This is a genomic window from Flavobacterium luminosum (assembly GCF_023635005.1).
GTDB classification, from domain to species: domain Bacteria; phylum Bacteroidota; class Bacteroidia; order Flavobacteriales; family Flavobacteriaceae; genus Flavobacterium; species Flavobacterium luminosum.
This window is the reverse complement of sequence record NZ_JAMLJM010000001.1, coordinates 193,072-217,012: the sequence shown is the minus strand read 5'-3', so window position 1 is coordinate 217,012 and position 23,941 is coordinate 193,072. Positions and strand designations below refer to the sequence as shown.

The following is a 23,941-nucleotide window of genomic DNA, read 5'->3' as shown; positions in this document are numbered from 1 at the left end:
TTATTTGCGTTCTCCTATTTGTTGACGCCACATGGCATAATATAATCCTTTACTGTCTACTAAATCTTGGTGTTTTCCTTGTTCTATAATGTGTCCTTTTTCCAAAACAAAGATTTTATCGGCATGCATTATCGTAGATAATCGATGGGCGATTAATATCGTAATTCGCTCTTGATTAGAAATGGATTTGATGGTTTCATTGATGGCTTCTTCGGTAATTGAATCTAGGGCTGAGGTAGCTTCATCAAAAATCAATAGATTAGGATGTCTAAGTATCGCTCGTGCAATAGATAAACGTTGTTTTTCACCACCTGAAACTTTAATTCCGCCTTCACCAATAGTGGTGTTTAATCCGTTTTCAGCACGGTTTAATAAATTTTGACAACTCGCTTGTTCTAAGGCATGCAACAATTCTTCATCGGTTGCATTCGGTTTTACGAAGAGTAAATTCTCACGAATAGTTCCCGAAAATAGTTGTGCATCTTGGGTTACAAATCCTAATTGTTTTCTCAATTCTAATAAATCGACTTCTTTTTCATCAATGTCATTATAAGCTATGGAACCTTCATTAGGTTTGTAAAGTCCAACTAATAATTTTACCAGAGTAGTTTTTCCAGAACCAGATGGCCCCACAAAAGCAACGGTTTCTCCTTTTTTAATGTCAAAGGAAATGTTTTCCACCGCTTTGAAATTGGCCGTTTGGTGTTGGAAACTGACGTTGGAGAATGTCAATTTCTCAATCGTACCAATTTTAGTTGGATTAGCAGGTTTGTATTCCGATTCTTTCTCCAATAGATTTTTAAAATTATCTAACGAAACTTTAGTTTCATTTTTGACAATGATAAACTGACTCATTTCTTGCAACGGATTGAAGATGAAGAAGGTGAAGAACGTCATGGTCAATAAATCACCCACGACTATTTTGCCTTGAAATACAAAATAATATAAAGTAAATACCACCAAAGTACGCATAAAATGTACGGTCGTACCTTGAATAAAACTCAAACTTCGGATGTAACGAATCTTTTGTAATTCAAGTTTTAATATTTTTAAAGTATTCAGATTTAAACGGTTTTCTTCCTGATGAGTTAAACCTAAACTTTTTACTAATTCGATATTACGTAAACTTTCAGTAGTGGCACCCGCCAAGGCATTAGTTTGTTTAACAATCGTCTTGGAAACTTCTTTGATTTTTTTACCTAAATAAGAACTTACGAAACCAATAATAGGAGCCGTCACGATGAAAATGAATGCAATTTTCACATCGATTTGGGCGATATAAATGAAAACAAATACAAATCCGACTACTGTTTGAAAGACTAGAGAAATAGAGAGGTTGATTAGTTTTTCTGAATCAATTCGAACTTTTTGTAATTTGTTTAATGTTTCTCCACTGCGTTGGTCTTCAAATTGGGCAAAAGGTAAATCCAATGACTTTTTAATTCCTTCTGTATACATAGCCGCTCCCGTACGTTGAATCACAATATTTGTAAAATAATCTTGGAAATTTTTAGTGATTCTGGAAACCATTGCAATAACAATAGATAGTCCCAACCAAAACGCTACGGCTTTGATGAAACCGAGTTCATTTCCTTTGTATTTAGCAATTCCCACGCCGCAATCTTGCATTAATTTACCTGTGATAACAGAGTCACTTAGGCTAAAACAAATATTCAAGGCAGCCATGAATAAAGCGAGGAATAATAAGGCTTTGTGATTTTTTAAATAACTATATAGTAATTTCATAAAATTTTAAGAAGTAGCGCTAGGGCTTGTTTTGTCATGCAAAAATATGAAATTATAGAGGTAATAAATTGTTAAAATACTAAGCTTAATATTTTGTATTTTTGATAAAATTATTGCCCTAATGCAGTTTAGAACAGAAATACCGGTTGCTACAAGCGATTTTCAAATTGATTATCAGTCAGACCTTCTGTTATTGGGTTCTTGTTTTGCTGAAAATATAGGACGGAAGTTGGACTACTATAAGTTTAAAAATAAAGTTAATCCGTTTGGGATAGTTTTTAATGTAGTCTCTTTAGAAAAATTAGTTGATCGAACGGTTCATCAAAAGTATTTCACAGAAGAAGATGTTTTTCATCATAATGATTTGTGGCATTGTTTTGAAGTACATTCTGAACTTTCACATCCCAACAAAGAAATTTTCTTAGAAACACTGAATCAATTACTAGATTCAACACATGCTTACATTGCTACAATCTCTCATTGTTTAATTACTTTGGGAACCTCTTGGGTGTATCGATTTAAGGAATCTGATAAAATTGTGGCAAATTGTCATAAAGTTCCTCAGAAAGCCTTTACTAAAGAGTTGCTTTCGGTGGCTCAAAATGTTACGAGTTTGCAAAATATAGTAACGCTGATGCAATCTATTAATCCGAAGGTGAAATTCGTATTTACAGTTTCGCCTGTCCGTCATATTAAAGATGGTTTTTTTGAAAATAATGTGAGTAAAAGTCATTTGTTTGCGGCATTGTATCAGGCTTTTGATTTCAAAAATCCAACCTTTGATTATTTTCCTTCCTATGAAATTGTAATGGACGAGTTGCGCGATTATCGCTTTTATGATAGAGATTGGTTGCATCCCAACACAGTAGCAATCGATTATATTTGGGAATGTTTTAGTAGAATGTATTTTAATGAATCTACTTTGTTAACGCTCAAAGAAATTGAAACAGTACAGAAAGGATTGCATCATAGATCTTTTACACCTGAATCAGAGGCGCATCAAAAATTTTTAGCGAATCTTCAGGAAAAAATAAATACTTTAGTGAATAAGTTACCTCATATTTCTTTTTAATTATGGTAAATCTTTATAAAAAACTTTTCTTCGGGCTATTATTCTTGATTTTAGCTTTTTTTGCCTACCAGTATATCTTTTCAGAAGAAGAAAATTCTACGGAATACAATTCGAATTTAATTCAGGAACAAATCAAAAATGTTGGAAAGCTTGTAGTAACAGAAGGTCACTTTTCTCAAGTGCTTACATTTAAAGATCAGAATAAGTATTTTGGAGGATTGATTTCCTTTGATAAAAAAGCGTTGGTCATTGTGAATTCCGATGTGACTGTGGCGTATGATTTACGTCAAATGAAGTACGAAATAGACGAGAAAAACAAGTTAATCAAGATCATAAATATTCCTAAAGAAGAAATTAAAATAAGTCCGGATATTCAGTATTATGATATTGAACAAAGTAAATTCAACGAGTTTACTGGAGCCGATTTTAATAATATAACGAAAAAAGTTAAAGCCGATTTAGCCAAAAAAATCCAAAAATCAACGTTAAAAACCAATGCTAAAAATCGATTGATTAGCGAATTGTCAAAAATATTGTTAGTGACCCATACTGTAGGGTGGAAGGTAGAATACCAAGGTCAGGAAATTAAAACGGAAAAAGAATTTAAAATATAAAAGGCTGTTATTAAACAGCCTTTTATATTTTTATGATTATAGTTTAGCTTGTAGGCTATCCCATCCGCCACCGTTAATACATTCGATTCCGTGTTGTTTTAAAATTGATGTAGCTTGTCCACTTCTCATTCCGCTTCTGCAACAAGCAATGACAGGCTTGTTAAGCTTTTTAATTTCGTTAATTTTAGACGAAATCGTATCTAATGGAATGTTTTTCGAGCCTTTTATATGTCCCGATACGTACTCGCCTGGAGTTCTAACATCGATAATTACAGCTCCTTTTTCTACAAATTCTTTGATATCGTTGGTTTTATTTCCTAAACCGAATAAATCTAAAATGCCCATATCTTAATATTTTTTATCAAAGATACGGGCATCGATATAGGAAAGTCAGTAACTTTTGTCACTAAACAGTTTCTTTTTCAAAAATAAGATCTAAACCGCCATTAATTAAATGTGCCACTTCGGGTCTAGTGTGTTTTAGTTTTTCAAGGTGTGCTAAAACTTTTTCAGTCAAATCGGTCAAATTTTGTTGATGCGCCAATTCTACTATCTCCACAGAAAGTAACCAATCGTAAGGATGATTCGCAGATACTGCTGCGAAAGCTTCTTTAAGAGTGATAGTACTAGGTTTGTTTTCGCGGATATTTCTAACATTTTGATACAATGTTTCCAATTCTTCTCTTTCGGCCGATTTTTTGGGTTTTATAGTTTGGCTAGAAGGAACATGGCTAATCATATCAAAACTTTTTACATCAGCCGGTCCTGAAAATGCAGAAACAACTTCTTTTCCTACTGCCATATCGTATATTCCCCATTCCGGTTGAAACAATACAGTTTCTCTATGAGTAACGGTGCAGTTCTTGAACTTGATTAGTAATATTTTGCCTTGGATATTTCGGGTTCCGGTTATAATTTCACCAGAAACTGTAATATCACCTTCAAATTCCAAAGTAACTTGTTCTCCTTCGTGAATGTCATAAGCACTTAAATCTCTCGGACTCATATCTTCAATGGCAAGGTTGATTCCTTTTAATTTTCCAATAGGAGAACCATAGCCTTCTGCATGGTATTCGGTTCCATGACCGACCAATTCTTTTTCTCTATAGGATAGTGCAGTTTTTCCCGCTGTTTGAATATATACGGGTTTGCCTTCACATTCAATTACATTTGAGAATATTCCAGAGATTTGTAAACCGGTGCTTAATTCAATAGTACCTAAAGATGTAGAGTCGATTAGTTTTTTTACACCAGACAAACCTCCGGTACGTAGTGCCATTTTGTTAGCAAATTCTTCTAAAACCATACTCAATTTGGCAAAATCTGGAGTAACAAATAGTTGAGGTTGCGGTTTTGTAATGTCGAAACTCACATCGGCAGCTTGAATGTCGTAAGGGAGTTTCTTTACGTTATCGGTCATACACCAAGCACTCTCCCCGATAGAAGAAAGTAATCCAGCGCCGTATATTTTAGGATTTTCAAGGGTTCCAATTAAACCATATTCAACTGTCCACCAATGTAAATTTCTGATGCGCGACATTTCTGACAATTCGCCCATATTGTTTTGTAAATAATCGACACGCTCCTCGGCTTTTCTGATTTCTTCGGCTGGAGTATCTTCAGCTTCTTTTAAAATGGAAAGCAAACGAATCGCTTCATACAATTCATAATCACGAGCGGATGAAATGGCTTTGCATCCAATTTCTCCAAAACGTCTTAAATATTCTGCATATTCCGGGTTAGCTATAATTGGAGCGTGTCCAGCTCCTTCGTGAATAATATCCGGTGCAGGGGTGTATTCGATATGTTCTAATTGTCTGATATCGCAGGCAATAACCAATACGTTATAGGCTTGAAATTCCATGAAAGCATTGGGAGGAATAAAACCGTCTACGGCCACCGCAGCCCAACCGATTTCTTTGAGAATTCGATTCATACCATACATATTCGGTATATTATCGATGGAAATACCGGTTTGTTTAAGACCGTCCAAGTAAGATTCATGTGCGACTTTGCCCAGATAGTCTACGTTTTTACGCATTACATAACGCCATACCGCTTGATTAATAGGAGTATAATCCTCATAGTTTTGAGGTTTGATGAACTGCTTTAAATGATCCGGTAGTCTGTCAATCAAAGGATTGCTTTCAAAATGCGTTTCCATGCGATGTATTCTTTTATTTTGTAAAATTAATAATTGCGCTACATAGTGGCAATATATTTAAGGGTTAAAATAACAAAATAAAACCGGGAAGAAGGCTACTGCTTCTGGTTGTTTAGAATGTTATTTCTATGCGCTCTGTTTTTTAGGACATTAATGTAGCGTAAAGCTAATTTATCGCCGTAATCGCTGTAAGATTTGGCTGCCCATTCGATTGCTTTTTCGATGTTACCATTAATTTCACTGCTGATGGCCATATTATAGCAAGCTCTTCCTGCAATTTTTGGATTAGAGTTATTCACTTCCTTCACCCAAAGTTCTGCGGCACCATCCCAGTTTCCAGATTGTGCTCTTCTTTTTGCGATTTCAAAATTGGGTGTGCCTCTTACGTAATAATCTCGTGACACTCTAATATTATAAGGAAGAGTCTTGTAAGCATATTCTTGCCCGTTTTTATAACTCAAATCCAATACGCTTTCTTTTCTTCCAACGATAGCTTCTATGGCTTTAGCAGGATTGATTCCTCTTCCAACAGATGTCACACCTTTATGAAGTACAGATTCATCTACTATGATTTTGTTTTGGGTATCGTAGATGCGCCATCCATTTTTTATAATCGTATTTACCGTGGCCTGATGTTCTATAATAGGGATTTTTAAACCACCTATAGCGCTAGCTTGCGAAGTGGTGGTTTTATAATCTACTTTAGTATCAGTGTCTAAAAAAGATAATTCCAAGAGATAGTCTATATTGTTTTGTTGTGCCATTTTGGTAATAGTTTCCCAAGATAATGCAGCAGGAAAAATATCCAAGCCACTGTTTTTTACACTAGAATCCTCAACAATTTTTACTTCTTTGAAACCATTATTTCTGATTAGTTCTGTTTGTAATCCAGAGATGATGCGTTGCGAAGCTTCTGCATCTATTTTTTTTCCTTCTAACGATAAGATCTTGTCAATTTCATCCAAAGTTTTAGTGTCTTTAGAAGGTTCAGTCCTGTTGATAATACCAACGGTCTTTCCTTTAGATTCCAAGTAAATTGGCGCAGGTTCAGTGACACGTAAAGTCATCAGATTGGTAGAGCTACAACTTAGTAAAGAAATAGAAAATAAAAAGAATAATGAAAGAGTAGGTAATTTTATGTTTGTCATAAGTGGGACGGCTTAATGATGGTTAAATAAGAGGTTTATGACCAGCGGCTTTAAAATATTCTATTTTATGATGAAACATTTCCGCCATTTTTTCGGCGCGCCATTTCGCCTCTTCTGCTTTTTCTCCTACAAAAAGAGAATCTACAGTGTTGATGAAAAGTAAAATCCAACGCTCGAAATGAATTTGTTCTATAGGCATTTTGGCATGAGGAGGGAAGGGACTTCCGGAATAGCTGTGCACATCTAATAATACAGTTTCCCAAAAACCATACATTTTTTGTAAATGTTCTGGCCATCGATCTTTAATTACTCCATTAAATATCGGACCAATAAGCGGATCTACTTTTACCTTGTCATAAAAAGTGTCAACCATTTGTTTGATATCATCTAAGTTTTGAATGTCTTTCATTGTAAAAATAATTTGAGCAAATTTAAAATTTCATTTTCAGATGAAACATGATAAATGTTATTGCCACACCGTTGGAACAAGTGTAATAAAAAATAGGATTAGAATCGAGTAATTCGAATGAACTTATGTGTTTTATCGAATTTCAAGCGAGTAGTGAAAAAAAGCTATCCCCAATTGTTTTGGAGACAGCTTTATAATTATTTTTTTTGTGGAGGAAACTGAGACAAGATTTGAGTTACAAATTCATTCGCTCTTTCGTCTTTTTTCTCGGTGTCATGTGACAAATATCCGGTGCCTATTCCTTGCCAGATTAACTCTTTGCTTTTAGCATCAATCAGGTCAATGAATAATGTGCCTTCGGTAGAAGAAGAGACATAGGTTCTTCCTCCCCACAAATAAGGATTCCACCCGTAGCTCCATCCGTAACCCCAACCATTGTAGTAGGTGTTTACATCAACTTTTTCTCTTTCTTTGGTGAAAATATTTACCAATAAATCAGGAGTTTCACTTTTGGTAAACCCCTTGGCGGTCATTTGGGCATCAATGGCACGTAAAATTCTTTTCTTGTCTAAATCAGAAATTTCAGCTTTATCGATACCGCTTTTGTGAAAAGCATACGTTTTGTACTGACTAAAATTAATATTTTTATCGTAGTCAGCATTTACTCTTACCGAACTACAAGAGGTAAGAATAAATAAAGTTGCTAAGGAAAGTAAATTAATTAGTTTCATTTTGTAATATGTTTGATTAATAAATTTACCGCAAAAATCATACCGAATATAGGCTAAAAAACTGTTATTCAAGTTATAGTAAATTTTCGTCAACAAAATTAGGTAAAGTAACTTTTAGCAAAGGTTCCACTTGCATTGCTCTTTTTATAGAAAATACAGCGCCTTCGTTACGTGCCCAACTTCTTCTTGCAATTCCGTTATTCACATCCCAAAACAACATCGATTTTAAGCGTCTGTCAGCATCGTTACTTCCATCCAGTAACATTCCGAATCCTCCGTTAATCACTTCTCCCCATCCAACACCACCGCCGTTGTGAATAGAAACCCAAGTAGCTCCTCGGAAACTATCTCCAATAACGTTGTGAATAGCCATATCGGCTGTAAATCTTGAGCCGTCATAAATGTTAGAGGTTTCTCTATAAGGAGAGTCGGTTCCAGAAACATCATGATGATCACGACCTAAGACTATTGGGCCAATTTCACCTGAAGCAATGGCTTGATTAAAGGCTTCGGCAATTTTCATTCGACCTTCTGCATCAGCATACAAGATTCGGGCTTGTGATCCTACAACCAATTGGTTTTCTTGGGCTCCTTTGATCCATTGAATATTATCGGCCATTTGTTGTTGGATTTCTTCAGGAGCGTTTTTCATCATTTCTTCTAAAACAGCGCAAGCAATTGCATCCGTTTTTGCTAAATCTTCGGGTTTACCTGAAGTACAAACCCATCGGAAGGGTCCAAATCCGTAATCAAAACACATAGGTCCCATAATATCTTGAACATACGAAGGGTATTTGAACTCTCTTCCTAATGTTGTATTTTCAGCCATAACGTCAGCTCCAGCTCTAGAAGCTTCTAGCAAGAAGGCATTACCGTAATCGAAGAAATAGGTGCCTTTTGCAGTGTGTTTATTGATTGCTGCAGCATGTCGGCGTAAAGTTTTTTGTACTTCTTCTTTGAATTTCTCGGGGTTGTTGGCCATCATTTCATTAGATTCTTCAAACGAAATGCCTACCGGATAATAGCCTCCAGCCCAAGGATTATGAAGGGAAGTTTGATCCGATCCCAAATCGATGGTTATGTTTTCCTCGTCAAATTTTTCCCAGACGTCTACAACATTTCCTAAATAAGCAATGGAAACGACTTCTTTTTTAACTATTGCTGATTTTACTCTTGTAACTAATACGTTGAGGTCTTCAATAATTTCGTGTATCCAGCCTTGTTCGTGTCTAATTTTGGTGATTTTTGGATTTACCTCTGCGCAAACTGTGATACATCCAGCAATTGTTCCTGCCTTTGGTTGTGCGCCACTCATTCCTCCTAAACCAGAGGTGACAAACAATCCGCCTGTTGGATTTTTTTTGATTTTTCGGAAACCATTTAAAACGGTAATGGTGGTACCATGCACAATACCTTGCGGGCCAATATACATGTAACTTCCTGCTGTCATTTGACCGTATTGGGTAACGCCTAAAGCATTAAATTTTTCCCAATCATCCGGTTTAGAATAGTTGGGAATCATCATACCATTGGTTACTACAACTCTTGGTGCTTCTTTGTGTGATGGAAATAAACCCATAGGATGTCCCGAGTACATCACTAAGGTTTGTTCATCGGTCATCTCCGCTAGATATTTCATAGTCAGACGATATTGAGCCCAATTGCTAAAAACAGCACCGTTACCGCCATAGGTTATTAATTCATGCGGGTGTTGTGCTACTGCATAATCCAAGTTATTTTGAATCATAAGCATTATCGCTTTGGCTTGCTCACTATTACCAGGATATTCTGAAATAGGGCGAGCTTTCATCTCATAATCTGGACGTAGTCGATACATGTAGATTCGACCATATTCTTGAAGCTCTTCTCTAAATTCAGGTATTAGTTCTTCGTGATGTTTCGCTTCAAAATAGCGTAAAGCATTCTTAAGAGCTAATTTCATTTCTTCGTCTGATAAAATTTCTTTGCGTTTCGGAGCGTGATTGATATGAGCTTCGTATGCTTTTGGTTTGGGTAAGATTGAAGGGATTCCTTCTAAAATTTGTTCTTGAAAAGTCATTTTTGATCTTTGGATTATTCTGTTTATTTAATCAAGTTGTTCTTCATCTGTTTTTTTTTTAAAAAACTATGGGTACCGAATATCCGACCTGTGATAGGACTTATCTATTTTGATTTTATATTTAAGCAAAAGAATGTCCACTGTTGTGTTTTATAAATGTTTAATGAGGCCGGTTTTTTTATCAAATCCATAGGGACAATGACGGCATCCACTTTTACAACAATAGCCTCGTTTTAAATGGTAGGTTTCTGTAAAACATTTATAACCTTCAGGGGTGTAATAAAAATCTTCACCTTCCTTTAAATTATTTGGATGTAAATCATGGTTCATGTTTACAAATTTATCAAATTTGTGGTATATGATTCTGATTGTTTTTAAATATTTGACACCAAAAGGTTTTAGAGGAATCACCATTTACCCATTTGTCTTTTTGGCTAACAAAAGTGATCGAAATGATCTAGTATTTGTGAATCATGAACGGATTCATATTCGTCAGCAACTGGAAATGTTGGTAATTCCTTTTTTTGTTTGGTATGCAATAGAATTTATTTTCCGATGCATACAATATAGAAATGCTAAAATGGCGTATTATAATATTTCTTTTGAAAGAGAAGCTTATGCAAAAGAAAAAGACCTTGATTATTTGCAATCAAGGTCTTTTTGGGCATTTTGTGATTTTCTTAAAAAATAACTTTTTTCGTCACTATTGTACCATTTTCTAAAGTTGCTTTCACTAAAATTACGCTATTGGTAGGGCGTAAAGCATTAGCTTGGTATTCCTTTTCGCTAATGTTTTTGGCATGTAATAATGTTTTACCTAAAACATCGTAAACCGTTACGTCTTTGATGGAGAACAATTCCGATTTTACGGTAAGCTGTTCTTTGCCAAATACAACGACACTATTACTGAATTCATTGTCCGTATTGGATAATTTCTGATCGTTGAATTTAATCACAAAACGGTTCTTAAAAATTCCTTTGTCAGAAGTAAAAGAATACGGACTTACAGTCAAATCATGAGTGGTGTTGGTCAATAAATCTTCCACATAAATTTTTTGACCTTCCGTTTTAAATAATCCATCCACATCGGCAATGGCAATTTTGTAAGTAGCATTGGCCGGTACTTGAATTCCAAAGTTGATTTTATCGTTGGGATCAAAAGGAAGGCTTCTTCCTTGGATGACAAAAATATCGTCACTTTGATCCAACATGGTAAAAGCTTTCAAACTTTCGGAATAGTTGGTTGTAGCATCGTACAAATGGTCTTTCCCATGAGTAGCCCCTTCAATGTATCCAGCCATAAAACGGCTAGTGTTCATGTTGCTATCAATTAAATCCAACCAAATGCGGTGTTTTTCCGGTTCTGTAGTTGCTGTTTGCTGACTACTAGTTCTGTAAAACTGTCCATTGTTATAGGCATTGTTAGAACCATCAGTACGCATGCTGTTATTGAAAGTAATGTTGCCTGAACCTGCTGCTCCGTCGATCATTTTTACAAAGAAACCTTGTCCGGCAGCAATTTTTCCGTTAAATCCTTTTGTAGCCCCAATATTGTCACCGCTCCCGTTATAAGTTACGTAATCGTTTGATTTGTAATTGTAGCTAAAAGTTTGGTAGTAAGGACTCGGATTGGCAGTTGAAATTGCCGAAGAATGGGTCCATAAATTTACTTCTCCTTGTATAATGCTACTGTTGGCAGTAAGAAATTCAATGGCATCGATAGCCGAAGGATACGGGTTCCCAACTAAGTTCCAGTTGTCGTCATAAGTCGTAATAGGTCCATTGGTTCCGGGAATGTCATTAGCAACAACAGTAGGTCCTCGAAGTACACCTTTGTTGATTACTCCATTATGAGGTTTTCCGGCAAAAGTAGTCGAGAAAGAGGTGTTACCATTAGGTACTCTTACGATGTATCCTTTACCGGCTACCATGTTTTCATTCACATTCAACCAATTGCCATAACCATAACCCGAACCGTTATAATGAGTGGTTACCCAATGGTAAATTTTACTGGTTGGCGTTAGAGGGGAAACATTTGTTACGGTAAAGTTTTCTACCGGAGACGACCAATATACATAATCGAACAAGTGGAGGTTATTAGCCGTTCTGTCCATAGTAATGCTGCCACTATTGGCAACATTATTAGTTTGGATTAAGTTAGCGCTGTTTCTCAGGTTTAAAACTCCTCCTGAATTCACATTTATAAAGTCTGTTACATGAAGATTACTACCCGAAGTGACCTCTAGTGTGCCTCCGGATAAAATAGTTAACGAATTACAATTAGCATGAGTGGTAGTTGCAGTGACTATGATAGGTTTGTTTGTCGTGTTTGGAATGGTAACGCATTGGATTGCGGTAGGTACTCCCGAAGGACTCCAGTTATTGGCATTGAACCAATCGTTATTTACAGTGCCGTTCCATGTTTTGTTTGGTGAATTTATGACTACGGTAGCTATGTCAGAGGTACAACCCGCAGCATTGGTTACAGCAAAATTATACGTTCCCGTTGCTAAGCCAGTAATTGTTGCGTTGTTTCCTGTACCTGAAATATTTCCAGGGTTTATAGTCCAATTTCCTGTAGGTAAATTGCTCAGCGATACACTACCTGTGCTCACCGAACAGTTGGGCTGTATAACAGCATCGACACTTGGTTTAGCAGGTTTAGCATTTACTAATATGGTAATAATTTCAGAGTTGCTGTAACTCGTTCCGCTGTAGGTCATAGTACAAGTAAGCGTAGCTTGATAGGTACCGGTTATTGCGTTGGGAATTACAGGATTTTGTGAATTTGAAGTGCTTGTAACATTGTTAGGATCTTTTATAGACCAAGTATAAGTATAAGTAGGTTTAGTACCAACGACTCCTCCTACATAACTGCCCGATAAATTGATAGAATTCCCTGCACAAATCGGTCCGTTAGAAGCGGCTACAGCATTCAATGTACCTCCAGCCTGCATAATTTCATCAAAAGTTAAAGCGGTACTGCCTCCTCCTTTACAATAAGCATAAACTAAAGTACCTATTTTTATATCTTGATTGTGGCTACAATCTCCAATTAGCCCATTGTAATCTGGGTTAGGAGTAGTATCTGTTTTTACTTGCAATACAGCATTGGCTGGTAAAACTAATTCCACCTTGTTCTCAAACTGAATGGTCCCGATGAGTGGCGTCACCGTGATGGAAGAACTATTAATATTATAGGTTGTGGTTGAAGAAGTATTGCCGTTTAGTAATAAATTGCCGTTGATTGTTATGGAAGCGATAGGTTGAGTTGTTATTCCTGCACCTCCAATAGTTACTGTATGTCCACTAGCAATAGTAACATTTCCTGTTGTGTACTGTCCTGGATACCCTTGCGGATTAGTGCCTGAGGGTGTTACCCAAGCGCTTCCGTTATAATATTGCCATGTACCTAAAGTAGTCCAATTTCCACTTACAACAGATCGATAATCCCCAACGGATTGAGCGAATACATTGCTATTGAAAAGGAATAATTGAAAAAGAAGTAAAAGGGGTAAGATTCTTTTTTTTAATAAGTAGTTTTTTTGACCCATGTTTAGTTTGTTTTAGTGTGTTACGTATTTGTACAAATAAACAAAATGTATTACAACAAATGTAGAAAAAATATATTGTCTTTTGATTAACAGATAGATAAAATTAGGATTTGTTTAAGGTCAGGTGGAATTTTCTAATTTGGTATTACTCTATTTTATTGGGTTTTTGAAGTTTGTTATGAGTTTCTAATGAAACTGTCGGAGGATGACGTTTTATTTTTTGAGAATAAAAAAAGAGGCGGTAATCTTAAGATTACCGCCTCTTTTTTTGTTTGTTATGGTGTTAAAAAATAACTTTTTTCGTTATTACGGCACCATTTTCCAAGGTTGCCTTTACCAAAATTACAGTATTGGTAGGACGTAAAGCATTGGCTTGGTATTCTTTTTCGGTAATGTCTTTGGCATGTAACAATGTTTTGCCTAAAACATCGTAAACCGTTACCTCTTTAATGGAGAACAATTCTGATTTTATCGTAAGTTGTTCTTTGCCAAATACAACGACACTATTACTGAATTCATTGTCTGTATTGGATAGCTTCTGATCGTTGAACTTAATCACAAAACGGTTCTTAAAAATTCCTTTGTCAGAAGTAAACGAATACGGACTTAGAGTCAAATCATGAGTAGTGTTGGTTAATAAATCTTCCACATAAATTTTTTGACCTTCCGTTTTAAATAATCCATCCACATCGGCAATGGCAATTTTGTAAGTAGCATTGGCCGGTACTTGAATTCCAAAGTTGATTTTATCATTGGGATCAAAAGGAAGACTTCTTCCTTGGATGACAAAAATATCGTCGCTTTGATCCACCATAGTAAAAGCTTTCAAACTTTCAGTATAATTGGTTCTGGCATCATACAAATGATCTTTATCATTAGTAGCCCCTTCAATGTATCCGGTCATAAAACGACTCGTGTTCATGTTGCTATCAATTAAATCCAACCAAATGCGGTGTTTTTCCGGTTCTGTAGTTGCTGTTTGCTGACTACTAGTTCTGTAAAACTGTCCATTGTTATAGGCATTGTTAGAACCATCAGTACGCATACTGTTGTTAAAGGTGAGGTTAGCTGTACCAACGCCTCCGTCGATCATTTTTACAAAGAATCCTTGTCCGGCAGCAATTTTTCCGTTAAATCCTATTGTAGCACCAATATTGTTACCGCTGGCGTTATAGGTTACATAATCGTTAGATTTGTAGTTATAGCTGAACGTTTGATAGTAAGGACTCGTGTTGGTATTCGAAATCGCCGAAGAATGGGTCCATAAATTTACTTCTCCTTCTATGATTCCACTGTTGGCGGCAAGAAATTCTATGGCATCGATAGCCGAAGGATAAGGGTTTCCAACCAAGTTCCAGTTATCATCATGGGTAGTAATCCATCCATTGGTTCCTAAATAATCAACACCAGTATTATAAGGTCCTCGAGCAACACCTTTGGTAATCATTCCATTATGAGGTTTTCCCGTAAAAGTAGTCGAGAAAGAAGTGTTGGCATTAGGAACTCTTACGATGTATCCTTTACCGGCTACCATATTTTCATTCACATTCAACCAGTTACCATAACCATAACCCGTACCGTTATTATGAGTGGTTACCCAATGGTAAATTTTACTGGTTGGCGTTAGAGGGGAAACATTTGTCACGGCAAAGTTTTCTACCGGAGACGACCAATACACATAATCGAACAAATGGAGGTTGTTAGCCGTTCTGTTCATAGTAATGTTACCACTATTAGCTGGACTTGGTGTATCATTCAATTGTACCAAATTTGCACTATTGCGAATATTGAAAACTCCACCGTTTTCCACTTTAACCCAGTCAGTAACGATGAGGTTTTGGTTGGTTTGTAGTTCTAAATTACCTGTTGGTGCCTTAACGGTTAGGTTTTTAGCCAAGGCCGTTGGGGCATTGATAATTTTTGAAGAAGTTCCTGTTGGGATAATCACACAAGTAGTAGCATCCGGAACGCCTGCCGGTAACCAATTGCTGGATACATTCCAATCGTTAGAGGTCGTACCTTTCCATACTTTAGATTTGTTGGTTACGTTAATGGTTGCACTTGTGGTACAGCCATTGGCTAAATTCGCATTTGCCGTAAAAGAGTAACTTCCTAGTTCCAATTGGGCTAAAGTTGGTTTAATCCAAACAGTGGTTCCTGCTAATGCTGTTCCTGCCGTATAAGGAATAGTACAAGCAGCATCGGTATAGGCATCAACAGGTGTTCCTGTCCAAGTGAAGTTAGGGACTAATGGGCGTGAGCCGTATAGTCTAATATCATCCACTGCCCATCCGTTTCCTCCTGTAGATTCGTAGCTAAATCTAATTTTTAAAGTTGTTATGTTTAAGCAAGAAGCTGGAAGCGAAATAGTTTCAGTTTTGAATTGTCCTGCTTCGCCTTGGTCGGATTGAAAATGATAAAGGTTAATCCAAGAAGCACCATTATCGATGGAGTATTGCACATAACCATGGTCACCTGGTGATGCATAATAAGAGAAATAGTGTCTGAATGTTAACGTAAGACTTGTGAAAGTGGCAGAACTTAAGCTGTTAGAAATTAACCTAGTTACAACATTTTCAGAAGGCATATTACAGGTTGTATATGCGAATTTATTACCAGCTTCTCTTGAGTTGATAGCTGGTCTCCACAAAGCAGTTCCTGTGGGTATGAATGTACTTGCTTTGGTGGTCCATTCATGTCCGGTAGCAGTTGCGTTAGATGTAGTTAATACGGCTGGTCCTTCAAAATCTTCGTAAACTAAATCTACTTCTTCATTACCCCCAGCAGCATCAAGTGAAATTATGCTTTCCTCACCACAAACAGTTGGTGAAGCTGTAGTAAAAGATAGGCCAGCTATAGGTTTTATTTTTGCTACAACTTTTTTTCTGAAATAGGATTCACAACTTCCGTTCCATGCGGCTACCCAATAAGTAGTTGTTGTAGATAGCGAAGGGGTTGTCCAACTCGAAGTGTTAGAGGAACCGGCAAGTGTTCCGCCTGTTTCAGCAGTATACCATCTCCATTCAGTTGTTCCCGCTGTTGCATTAGCAGATAAGGTTACCGTTCCGGTATCACATCTTGCCCCATCAGTTACGCTTGTTATTTTTGAAGAGCAGTCCGGTATGATGGTTATTTTGTAGTCTTCTGTTTCTCCGTTAGATAAAGCTCCACAAGGTTGTAATGATGTTAATCCTTGATCATAAGCGCGGACTCTCATTCTATAAGTTCCCGGTGTTGTAGTTGTTGGTACCACGAAACCAAAACTTGTTGATTTTCCTAGATATGATCCTGTATCATAGACTCTTTCAGTTGTGTCATTAAATACTCCGTCTTTATTCCAATCAACCCAAGCTTTGAAAGAAACCGAATAAGCTAAATCATATTTTGCAGTAATACCACCACCAGGGATTTGAGTTGTAGTGGGTAGATTCGTGTAGTCTGTGTAACCTGAATTTGTATACCCTGTGCCTGAATTGGTCAGATTGGTTATATTACCAACTGTTTGAAAACTATTGATATAAACTGAACTTGAAGTAGATGTGGCTGTATTACAATAATTTAAACTCACCGTTAGCGTAGCGGCTGTAGAATAGGCCGATGCCCCACAACCATTAGTAGCTCTGACACGGTACTGGTAACCATCCATAGAAAGTGTCGCTCCCGTAATATTTAAAGTAGCTGTGGTGGCATTGCTGTAAACACCTCCATTGGTTACAGTGCTCCAAGTGGAGCCGCCATTGGTGCTCACTTCCCAAGTGTAACTTGTGGGGTGGTTAGAGGCCACTACGGTAAAAGACGTATTCCCGCCTGCTGCTACAGTAGCGTTAGCTGGGTTGGTCGTGATAGCCGGTACAGCTGTTGAGGTTACGGAAGTAAGACTAGCTACAGGAGTTGAGTCTTCTAGTCCAGTTATTATGCCAGAACCACCAGATCTGTAAATGCTTCCGGTACTTGCGGCAGTTGTACCGCGTACTTCAATCCCGGAAATGGTTACTTTATCTAGTTCATTATTTCGAAAAATTTCACTACTAGAGTATGTTATTGTTATTGCTGTTGCAGTGACATTAATAGAGATATTTGTTATATCTTCGTCTGAATCAGCAGTTACTGCCCCAGTGTTTGGTTTAAACTCAAAATTTGTAGGGGCTGTTAAAACTACACTATAAACTTTAAATATATTGGGTAATGAGAAATCCTCTGTATCTTTCTCAGTAATAACTATATCTCCCAGCGGATAATAATCCGTAGGAAAACCACAATACGCAGTTACCGTAAGACTAGGTTTGGTAATGGTGACTTGCCCCCACGAAACACTGGAGTTCAAAAACATAAAAAAAAGTACCGTGGCGAGACCACAAAATTTTCGGAAGTGAGAATAAAATTCCTGCATAGGCGGAGTGTATTTAGGGGGTTATTCTTAATTTTTTTAATGATAAAATACTAAAATATAGTAAGTTGCAAAAGTATGCAAATAAATTATTAAAAAAACACAAATAAATTGTTTTCATCGATTTTTTTTAACATTTTATCGAGTAAAAAAAGCATGGTAAAATTTCTTTTCGTCAAAATTCCAGTAAAAACAAGCGTTCGCCCTGTTTTGGGTAGAGGTGGCCGTTTTTCGCTGCCTGGAAGGCTCTTGTATTATAATTCTTATAAGTGTGCCTTTGGGATAAGTTGGTTGGCTTTTCCTTTTTAAGGTTGGACGATTTTACTGTTTCAACGCTAAGAATTTAGCGTTCAGTAGGTTTTTAAAAGTAAGGCAAAAGGTAAGATTTGTTTTGCTTCACAAAAAAGCGTAAATTTGACAAGGCATAACTTTTGTTCTATACAATATGAAAAAAATAGGTTTCGGATTGTGGTTGGTCCTAGGGTCAATACAATTACTGCAGGCACAGTTGTATGTGTCACCCACTTCTTATATCTATGCAAACAATCAGTTGGTATACGTGAATCAGGAGGTAGAATTGAATCAAAGCGACAGTTTTTTTTATTTAAGAAACGGAGCGCAATTGCTACAAGGAACCATTGGGGCAGGAAAAAATAAAGGCTTGGGGGCTTTGTCAGTCTTTCAGGAAGGTACGGTCAACAATTATCAGTACAATTACTGGTGTTCACCGGTAGGAAATGTCAATTCCAATACCACCGTTAATAATCCTTTCGGTATTCGGCAATTGGGAGCACCAACTACGGCTACGGCTACAAATCCGACGACTATCTTAGCCTACCCGGCACTCGATGGGACTTCGGCCGCAGGAAGTGTGTCAATCGCAGAACGTTGGGTGCATGTGTACAGAGGGGGAGCAATCTATAACGATTGGGTTTATGTGGGAGCCAACTATAACGTGCAACCCGGAGAAGGCTTTATTATGAAAGGAACCAGCGGAACGGATGCTACGATTCCTCATACCGGTGCGGGAGAGAACAATCCGGGGAGCAAGCAACGGTACGATTTCCGCGGGAAACCAAACGATGGAACTATTACGAATGCTGTTTCGGCTACCAAATATACCTTAATTGGGAATCCGTATCCGAGTGCGTTAGACCTAGATGCGTTTTTATTAGATCCGGCCAACGCGAGTGTAATCGATGGTAAAGCGCTGTTCTGGGATCAGGTGGTGAGGAATTCTCATTATCTTAATCAGTATCAGGGAGGTTACGGAACCTATACGCCGGGTGCCGGATATACCCCGGCAGACTATTGGAGTTTTAATGGCGATGGGACTTATAATTCCTCTTTGGGAACCTTCGGAGCCGTTTATCCTAGAGCGATTCTTCCCATAGGTCAGGGTTTTATGGTGGAAGCGGTAGCGGATGGAGTGATAACCATGAAAAATGCGTTCCGCGTATACAAACAGGAAGGAACAGAATCGGTTTTTACCAGACAACAATCCGGTGACAAAAGTCAGAATGAAAATGCAAAAAACACGGGAGCCAAAGCGTCACAAGGATATGTGCCACAGTTGCGAATTAATGCTATGTTTAATAAAGGAGGCGTGACACCAACCACTTTAGGATTCGCAGAGACTACCACCGATGGTTTCGATTATGGTTTTGATGCTTCTTCTTTTTCGACCTCAAATCCCTATCGTTTCTTTTATATGCTGGAAAACGATCCGAAAGAATATTTGATTTCGGTAACTAAATTTGATGTGAATAAAAAAATCCCGGTGGGCTTGGTGTGTACCGGTACTACGGATACCAATTTTAGGATTAAAGTAATGGAGACTTTATATGGTTTTGATGCGAATCAGCCGGTATTCATGCACGATAAGGAAACAGATGTGTATTACGATATGAAAAACGCTTTCTTCGATATCACGTTACCGGCAGGAGAATACAAAAACAGATTCGAAATTACCTTCCGTGATTTCTCTTTGGATAACAATGAGGTGACTTTTGCCGAAATAGGAATGTATCAGAATAATGTGTCAGGTCTTTTAATGATTAAAAATCCAACAAGAATCGATTTAGCCACTCTGATACTACATGATGTTGCCGGCAAGCAAATGATGCTGAAAAAAGATTTAGGAAAAAATGAAAGTTATGAATGTGCAACAGCTATGTTATCGGAAGGGGTATATATTGCTAAAATAACCACCAAAGACGGAAAAGAAATGACCAAAAAAATTGCGGTCTCAAGAAAATAGTTTTTTAAATAAAATACACAAGCTCCGTTTTTGCGGGGCTTTTTTTATTACCGTAACTTTGTAGCAATGGAAAAAGTAATAAATCAGAGGGTTCCGGTACCGGACAATACGGTCACGCTGTACATGAAGCGCGAGGACCTGATACATCCTTTGGTGTCAGGCAATAAATTCAGAAAATTGAAATATAATTTAGCGGATTTTCAGGAGACAGGTTACGATACGTTGGTGACCTTTGGTGGTGCTTTTTCCAATCATATAGCTGCAACGGCTTATGCCTGCAAAGAAAAAGGAATCAATAGTGTAGGGGTTATTCGGGGCGAAGAACTTTGGAAAGCCATCGAAGTTAACCCGACATTAAAATTCGCACAGCAATGTGGTATGAAATTTGAGTTTGTAACCCGGGAACAATACCGACAAAAAGAAGAACCGACATTTAGGAATAGCCTGAAATCAAAATACGGCCACTGTTTTATTTTGCCCGAAGGAGGAACAAACGCGTTGGCGGTGAAAGGCTGTCAGGAGATCCTCACGCACGAAGACGCACAATTTGATGTCATTTGTTCGGCCGTAGGAACCGGAGGAACAATAGCAGGAATAAGTAACGCGGCACTCCCGCACCAGAAAGTTTTGGGTTTTCCTGCCTTAAAAGGTGATTTTTTACAAAACGAAATTCGTAAGTTTGCAAATAGAGAGAATTGGAACCTGATAACAGACTATCATTTCGGTGGGTACGGCAAAGTAACACAGGGATTAATCGATTTTATGAATCTTTTTTATCAACAGACTCAAATTCCTTTAGATCCGGTCTATACCGGGAAAATGGTCTTCGGGGTCTTCGATTTGATTCGTCAGGGGTATTTTCCTCCTCAAACCAAGATTCTTATGATTCATACCGGAGGCCTGCAAGGAATTAAAGGAATGAACCAGTATCTAGACCAAAAGAAAATGAATAAAATAATCTACCATGAATAAGATTTTTTACCTGATCCTGTCCATAACCTTATTCGGGTGTGGTGCTTCAAAGCCTAAAATACAAACCACCAAAACGGTTCATGCACACAAACCAAAGAAAAAAATCACACCGGAGGATAAAATTATCATCGACGAAACCGAAAAAAGTTCGGAAGAGTTGGTCGCTACTTCAAAAGTAAAAGTAACCGCAGCGGTTGTTGCAGCCTACATCAACGATTTTAAAACGGTGGCCAAAGACAATATGATACGACACGGCATCCCGGCTAGTATCACCTTGGCTCAGGGGATTCTGGAATCTGGAGCAGGAACCGGTCGCTTGGCAACGATTGCCAACAATCATTTCGGGATCAAATGCCACAAAGAATGGAAAGGGGAAAACGTGAGTCATGATGACGATGCACCGCAGGAATGTTTCAGAAAATATGTACACCCCCAAGAATCTTTTCGCGATCACTCCTTGTTTTTAACGAGTCGCCCATGGTATGCGCCCTTGTTTAAACTGCCCAAAAACGATTACAAAGCCTGGGCTTACGGACTAAAAAAAGCGGGGTACGCCACCGATCCCAAATATCCTAATAAATTAATCAGCTTAATAGAACGCTATCAGTTGCAAAAATACGATGCTGAAGTTTTAGGGATAGCTTTCGAAGAGCCAACTCAAACGATAGCCAAAACAGAGGTGAAACCCCTAGAAAAACCGAAAGAGATAACGGCAGATGCTACTCATACCGTAGCGCAAGGAGAAACCTTGTATTCTATTTCAAAAAAATACAATACGACAGTAGATCAATTAAAAGCAATCAATAACTTGGCAGATAACGCCATTTCAATAGGACAAACTTTAATTATAAGATAAATAAGGAGCCCATCTTTGGGGCACTTTTTTAAACGAAGTTCCCGCTGTTCGTTGCAATCTGTCCAGGCTGTTCGCCCGGACAGGATTTCCACTGCCATCGGGGCTATTGTAAAACATTTAGGAGAAAAATATGATATACCAACGTAGTAGCCAGCTGTTTGCTGAAGCAGAAAAAGTAATTCCGGGAGGAGTCAATTCTCCTGTTCGAGCGTTCAAATACGTAGGAGGAACGCCAATTTTTGTAAAAGAAGCCAAAGGAGCTTATTTGTACGACGAAGACGGAAACCGACTCATTGATTATATCAATTCGTGGGGCCCTATGATTCTGGGGCATGCCTACGAACCGGTGGTCAATGCCGTAATCGAAAAAGCCAAAAAAGGAACGTCTTTCGGGATGCCAACAGAAATTGAAACTGAAATTGCACAATTAGCAGTGGCTATGGTGCCTAATATCGATAAAATTCGTTTCGTAAATTCTGGAACCGAGGCATGCATGAGTGCGATCCGTCTGGCTAGGGGTTTTACCGGAAGAGATAAGATTATAAAATTCGCGGGATGTTACCACGGTCACTCCGATTCGTTTCTGATTCAGGCGGGAAGTGGTGCCATAACTTTTGGTTCACCAAACAGCCCTGGCGTAACGCAGGGAACAGCAAAAGATACATTATTGGCCCATTATAATGATATCGAAAATGTGAAATCTTTGTTGGAAGCCAACAAAGAGGAAGTGGCAGCCATCATCATAGAGCCGGTTGCCGGGAATATGGGATGTGTGCCTCCCAAAGAAGGTTTTCTGGAAGCCTTACGTTCATTATGTGACGCACACGGCACTTTGTTGATTTTTGATGAAGTCATGACCGGTTTTCGTCTAGCAAAAGGCGGAGCTCAGGAATTATACAATATTAAAGCAGATATTGTTTGTTTCGGAAAAGTCATAGGAGGAGGCTTGCCGGTGGGGGCTTTTGCAGCTAGAAACGAAATTATGAATTACCTGGCGCCACTGGGACCGGTCTACCAGGCTGGAACCTTGTCAGGCAATCCTTTAGCTATGGCTGCAGGATTAAGAATGCTGCAGGAGTTAAACAACGATGTGGATATTTTCAATCGTCTGGAAGAAAAAACAGCGTATCTAGAAAAAGGAATCCGGGAAGTACTAACGGCGAATGGGATCGAATTTACTATAAACCGTGTAGGATCGATGATTTCGGTGCATTTTGATAAAAACGAGGTGTATGATTTTAATACGGCCAAAAACGGAGACAATCAATATTTTAAAGATTTCTTCCACGGTTTGGTTAAAGAAGGGGTGTATATTGCGCCTTCAGCCTACGAAACTTGGTTCATAACCGATGCCTTGACTTATGACGATTTAGATTTTACAATCAGAGCTGTAGAGAAGGTAACGAAAACTTTATAAGAATAAAAAACTCCGCTTCGGCGGAGTTTTTTTGTAAAATCCCCAATCGATTATTCACTTTGGGGTTGGTTTTTCGATGGATGCGTTCTTTTCATCTTACGCATTGCATGTTGTCTTTTTTGGGTAGAGGCTTCCCATTTTTCAAATTGTTTCTCGGTTAAGATTTTCTTCATTTTGGCTTTATAAGCAATTTGTTCGTCCAGCATTTTGTTTCGCAATGCAAACTTTTCATCGGCTGAAAGTTCTTTTTTAGCATCCTGTTGTGTAAGTCTCTCCGCTTTTTTAGCCTCACGTTTGGCAGAGGTTTCGGCAAGGAGTGCCGCCATCTCTTTTTGTTGGGAAGCGGTTAAATCCAATTCCAGAGTCATTTTTTTTAGTTGTAGCTGATTGCGTTGCTCAAGGCTTAAAGGTTCTCTCTCAGCGCGTTGCTTTCTTGGCGCGTCCTGAGAAAAACCATGCATTGAAAAGAATAAAGTAAGAACAGTGGTGGTGAGAAATGTTTTCATGTCTTTTAAAGTTTAATTTACAGATATGACTATAAAAAAAAGAAAA

18 protein-coding genes are annotated in these 23,941 nt (G+C 37.9%); 7 read left to right on the top strand and 11 right to left on the bottom strand.

Annotated features, from left to right (window positions below):
• The gene (locus NAT50_RS00975; protein ID WP_250590579.1) at nt 1–1,746 is read right to left on the bottom strand and encodes an ABC transporter ATP-binding protein; all 1,746 of its coding nucleotides are present in this window, start codon (nt 1,744–1,746) and stop codon (nt 1–3) included.
• A gap of 121 nt (nt 1,747–1,867) precedes the next feature.
• Between NAT50_RS00975 and NAT50_RS00970 the strand changes: the two genes are divergently transcribed.
• Complete coding sequence (locus tag NAT50_RS00970) at nt 1,868–2,818, top strand: GSCFA domain-containing protein (RefSeq protein WP_250590577.1); 951 nt, start codon at nt 1,868–1,870, stop codon at nt 2,816–2,818.
• Between the two features lie 2 nt (nt 2,819–2,820).
• The gene (locus tag NAT50_RS00965) at nt 2,821–3,432 is read left to right on the top strand and encodes a DUF4230 domain-containing protein (RefSeq protein ID WP_250590575.1); all 612 of its coding nucleotides are present in this window, start codon (nt 2,821–2,823) and stop codon (nt 3,430–3,432) included.
• Between the two features lie 36 nt (nt 3,433–3,468).
• On the opposite strand, the gene NAT50_RS00960 is transcribed toward NAT50_RS00965, so the two are convergent.
• From NAT50_RS00960 to NAT50_RS00930, 7 genes are all read right to left on the bottom strand, one after another.
• Nucleotides 3,469–3,777 carry a rhodanese-like domain-containing protein gene (locus NAT50_RS00960; RefSeq protein ID WP_250590572.1) on the bottom strand — a complete coding sequence of 103 codons (309 nt, stop codon included), beginning with the start codon at nt 3,775–3,777 and terminating at the stop codon, nt 3,469–3,471.
• A 61-nt stretch (nt 3,778–3,838) separates the two neighbouring features.
• Nucleotides 3,839–5,596 (bottom strand): aromatic amino acid hydroxylase, encoded by a 1,758-nt coding sequence (locus NAT50_RS00955; protein WP_250590570.1) that lies wholly within the window; start codon nt 5,594–5,596, stop codon nt 3,839–3,841.
• 95 nt (nt 5,597–5,691) lie between these two features.
• Nucleotides 5,692–6,744, bottom strand: a complete 1,053-nt coding sequence (locus tag NAT50_RS00950; RefSeq protein ID WP_250590568.1) for a DUF6340 family protein — start codon at nt 6,742–6,744, stop codon at nt 5,692–5,694.
• 22 nt (nt 6,745–6,766) lie between these two features.
• On the bottom strand, nt 6,767–7,153 hold the full coding sequence (locus NAT50_RS00945; RefSeq protein ID WP_250590565.1) for a group III truncated hemoglobin: 387 nt from the start codon (nt 7,151–7,153) through the stop codon (nt 6,767–6,769).
• 197 nt (nt 7,154–7,350) lie between these two features.
• Nucleotides 7,351–7,884 carry a DUF4136 domain-containing protein gene (locus NAT50_RS00940; RefSeq protein WP_250590563.1) on the bottom strand — a complete coding sequence of 178 codons (534 nt, stop codon included), beginning with the start codon at nt 7,882–7,884 and terminating at the stop codon, nt 7,351–7,353.
• Between the two features lie 73 nt (nt 7,885–7,957).
• Entirely contained in the window at nt 7,958–9,943 is a 1,986-nt protein-coding gene (locus tag NAT50_RS00935; RefSeq protein ID WP_250590561.1) for a urocanate hydratase, read from the bottom strand.
• A gap of 150 nt (nt 9,944–10,093) precedes the next feature.
• On the bottom strand, nt 10,094–10,273 hold the full coding sequence (locus NAT50_RS00930) for a DUF5522 domain-containing protein (RefSeq protein WP_250590559.1): 180 nt from the start codon (nt 10,271–10,273) through the stop codon (nt 10,094–10,096).
• A gap of 28 nt (nt 10,274–10,301) precedes the next feature.
• Here NAT50_RS00930 and NAT50_RS00925 point away from each other — a divergent pair, with 28 nt between their 5' ends.
• Nucleotides 10,302–10,634, top strand: a complete 333-nt coding sequence (locus NAT50_RS00925; protein ID WP_250590557.1) for a hypothetical protein — start codon at nt 10,302–10,304, stop codon at nt 10,632–10,634.
• Here the strand turns inward: NAT50_RS00925 and NAT50_RS00920 are convergent.
• Nucleotides 10,624–13,497, bottom strand: a complete 2,874-nt coding sequence (locus NAT50_RS00920; RefSeq protein WP_250590555.1) for a T9SS sorting signal type C domain-containing protein — start codon at nt 13,495–13,497, stop codon at nt 10,624–10,626. The two genes, NAT50_RS00925 and NAT50_RS00920, sit on opposite strands and share 11 nt — an antisense overlap.
• Nucleotides 13,498–13,780: 283 nt before the next feature.
• Nucleotides 13,781–17,827: a GEVED domain-containing protein gene (locus tag NAT50_RS00915; protein WP_250590553.1), complete on the bottom strand. Its 4,047-nt coding sequence runs from the start codon at nt 17,825–17,827 to the stop codon at nt 13,781–13,783.
• A gap of 502 nt (nt 17,828–18,329) precedes the next feature.
• On the opposite strand from NAT50_RS00915, the gene NAT50_RS00910 reads away from it, so the two are divergent.
• From NAT50_RS00910 to hemL, 4 genes are all read left to right on the top strand, one after another.
• On the top strand, nt 18,330–20,144 hold the full coding sequence (locus NAT50_RS00910; RefSeq protein WP_250590551.1) for a secretion protein: 1,815 nt from the start codon (nt 18,330–18,332) through the stop codon (nt 20,142–20,144).
• A gap of 66 nt (nt 20,145–20,210) precedes the next feature.
• Nucleotides 20,211–21,116, top strand: coding sequence for a 1-aminocyclopropane-1-carboxylate deaminase/D-cysteine desulfhydrase (locus tag NAT50_RS00905; protein WP_250590549.1), 906 nt, complete (start codon nt 20,211–20,213; stop codon nt 21,114–21,116).
• Complete coding sequence (locus tag NAT50_RS00900) at nt 21,109–21,972, top strand: glucosaminidase domain-containing protein (protein ID WP_250590547.1); 864 nt, start codon at nt 21,109–21,111, stop codon at nt 21,970–21,972. The genes NAT50_RS00905 and NAT50_RS00900 overlap by 8 nt, the downstream gene beginning before the upstream one ends.
• Before the next feature lie 130 nt (nt 21,973–22,102).
• Nucleotides 22,103–23,389 (top strand): glutamate-1-semialdehyde 2,1-aminomutase, encoded by a 1,287-nt coding sequence (gene hemL, locus NAT50_RS00895; RefSeq protein ID WP_250590545.1) that lies wholly within the window; start codon nt 22,103–22,105, stop codon nt 23,387–23,389.
• Nucleotides 23,390–23,439: 50 nt separating this feature from the next.
• On the opposite strand, the gene NAT50_RS00890 is transcribed toward hemL, so the two are convergent.
• The gene (locus tag NAT50_RS00890) at nt 23,440–23,895 is read right to left on the bottom strand and encodes a hypothetical protein (RefSeq protein ID WP_250590543.1); all 456 of its coding nucleotides are present in this window, start codon (nt 23,893–23,895) and stop codon (nt 23,440–23,442) included.
• Between the last annotated feature and the right edge of the window lie 46 nt (nt 23,896–23,941).